Source organism: Ruminococcus sp. D54t1_190329_F1 (genome assembly GCF_015551645.1).
Lineage (GTDB): Bacteria > Bacillota > Clostridia > Lachnospirales > Lachnospiraceae > Blautia_A > Blautia_A faecis.
The window spans coordinates 1-2,187 of sequence record NZ_JADNDC010000086.1 but is presented as its reverse complement, the minus strand read 5'-3'; the positions used below and the strand labels follow the sequence as shown (position 1 = coordinate 2,187).

At 40.6% G+C, this 2,187-nt stretch carries 1 protein-coding gene; it reads right to left on the bottom strand.

The genetic code is table 11. The features are described from left to right. Window positions 1–121: 121 nt before the first annotated feature. Window positions 122–1,591 (bottom strand): group II intron reverse transcriptase/maturase, encoded by a 1,470-nt coding sequence (gene ltrA / locus I2D69_RS19580; protein WP_117579884.1) that lies wholly within the window; start codon window positions 1,589–1,591, stop codon window positions 122–124. Window positions 1,592–2,187: the final 596 nt, after the last annotated feature.

Sequence of the window (2,187 nt, the reverse complement as noted above, 5' to 3'; positions counted from 1 at the left end):
TAGTCGGGTAAGAGAAGAGCATTACTGTCCTTCCCTCCCCTAAGAACCGTACGTGATAGTTTCCCATCATACGGCTCAAGCCTTATAAAGCCTATTGCTGCCACAATAAGCCGGTTGTATATCATTCGTATACAAATTTGAAATTGCTGTAGGATTTATTTTTGCGTTCAGCGAAGTATTCCATCCAAATTTCATCGTAGGGATTCGCTTCCGCTTTAATACGTGTAAAACGGGTAATGTTTGTGTCGGTTGCATATACTAATGCGAGATAATTATCCTCCGTCAGCTTTTCAGAGAAAGTCCAGCTACGGTTTCCGATTCTGTGGAAATATTTATCTCTTATCCATGCGGCTGGTTTGTTTTTATGTCTACGTCGGCACCATCTCCATAGCGCCTTGAATGTCTGCCAGTCCACATATCTAAATGCAACCGAAGATACGTTATACTTCTGAAAGTTCACCCATCCTCTGATAATAGGATTCAGGCATTTGATCAGATCGGATTGCTTGCCCGTTCGGAACTTCTTAATTGTTCCACGAATTTTACGCATAATTGATTTAACATTCTGTTTTGATGGTTTGGTAAGTAATTTATCCCCATATTTACGAATATTACAACCCAAAAAGTCAAATCCATCGTGTATGTTCGTAATAACTGTCTTTTCATCCGATAATTCTAATCCTCTTTCATGCATGAACTCTTTTACTAAAGGTAGTACCTCGTTTCTTAATAGTTCCTCTGATGCTCCTGTAATAATGAAATCATCTGCATAGCGCACCAGATTTACTTTTGGATTTATCTGTCTACCTTTCGACCAATACCGTTTGAACTTATTCTTCAATAATCTTTCTAATCCGTCCAATACATAATTACACAGCGTCGGTGAAATAGTACCTCCCTGTGGTGTTCCTTGGTCAGTAGCATTGAGTTTTCCCTTTTCCACAAATCCAGCTTTAAGAAATTTGTGCAAAATTTCTTTGTCCATAGGGATATTCTTTTGCATCCATTCATGATTTATGTTATCGAAACATCCTTTTATGTCACCTTCCAACACCCATTCTGGTGCTGTTTTTCGAGCCAAGTCGACAAAACATTGCTCTATAGCGTCTTGAACACATCTGTTGGGTCTGAATCCGTATGAAGTGCCGTCTGCCAGAGTTTCTGTGACTGGTTCCAGTGCCATTTTGTGTAATGTTTGCATTGCCCTATCTTTCATTGTAGGAATACTCAGTGGTCTCTTTTTTCCATTTTTCTTTGGAATGTAGATTCGTCTGAGCGGTTGAGGTTGGTATCCTCTTCTCTGAAGTGTGAATATGGCGTTAAATTTGTCCTCATTACTTATCCAACACACGCCATCTACTCCAGGTGTTCTTTTACCCTTGTTTTCTGTTACTCTTTTTACAGCAATTGCTTTTGCATAAAACGAATGAGTCAGAGTCCATTGTAAGGATTTGATTTTTCCTACTCTGTTCTCCTTTACAGCCTTTGCAATACGCATCTGCAGTTTCTTAACCTCATATTCAGCTGTTCCAAAATCAATATCCTTCCAGCTCTTAATGTGATTTGAAGATGCACACGATTTCTCGTACATTTGCATTTCTCCTTTCAGAAATTCTGCTAATTCTCTTGCAACATAAGACCAGACGGAAGTCTGCCCCCTTTCGGGTGAGTATATTCTCTATCCTTCTCATTACAAGAAGGCATTCGCTTTCTCCGTCCTCCTTACCCGCACATCTATCGGTTTCCCTTACGGGTTACTTTCCGTATCTTTATGGAGATATACGGGCTTACCTTGTTCCACTACATTTATGCTGGTAGATTAGGCTCCACCTTTCTGCCGACGGTTCTATAGTCCGTGTGGTGGCTGTTTCAACCCCCAACCAAACCGCATTCCCATTTTGGGCCAGGCCCAGCAACCTTTGGCCTGTTCGCGCATAACGGCATTTACCAGTGATTCAGATATCTTAGCCATTCTATCCCAGTCATCATCTCAAGTCAGTGTTGCTCTTACTTGTTCTTATCCTCACGGAATCAGTTCTACATCTCTGTAAAGATGATTTTTCATATCTCGTTTCCTCATAGCAGTTACCCGCTACTTTGTAGATATTAGACTCAACTGACGGAACAGCAGGTCTTACACCTTACGGTAAGACAATAAATGTAGTGACTTTCAAGTCACACAAAACA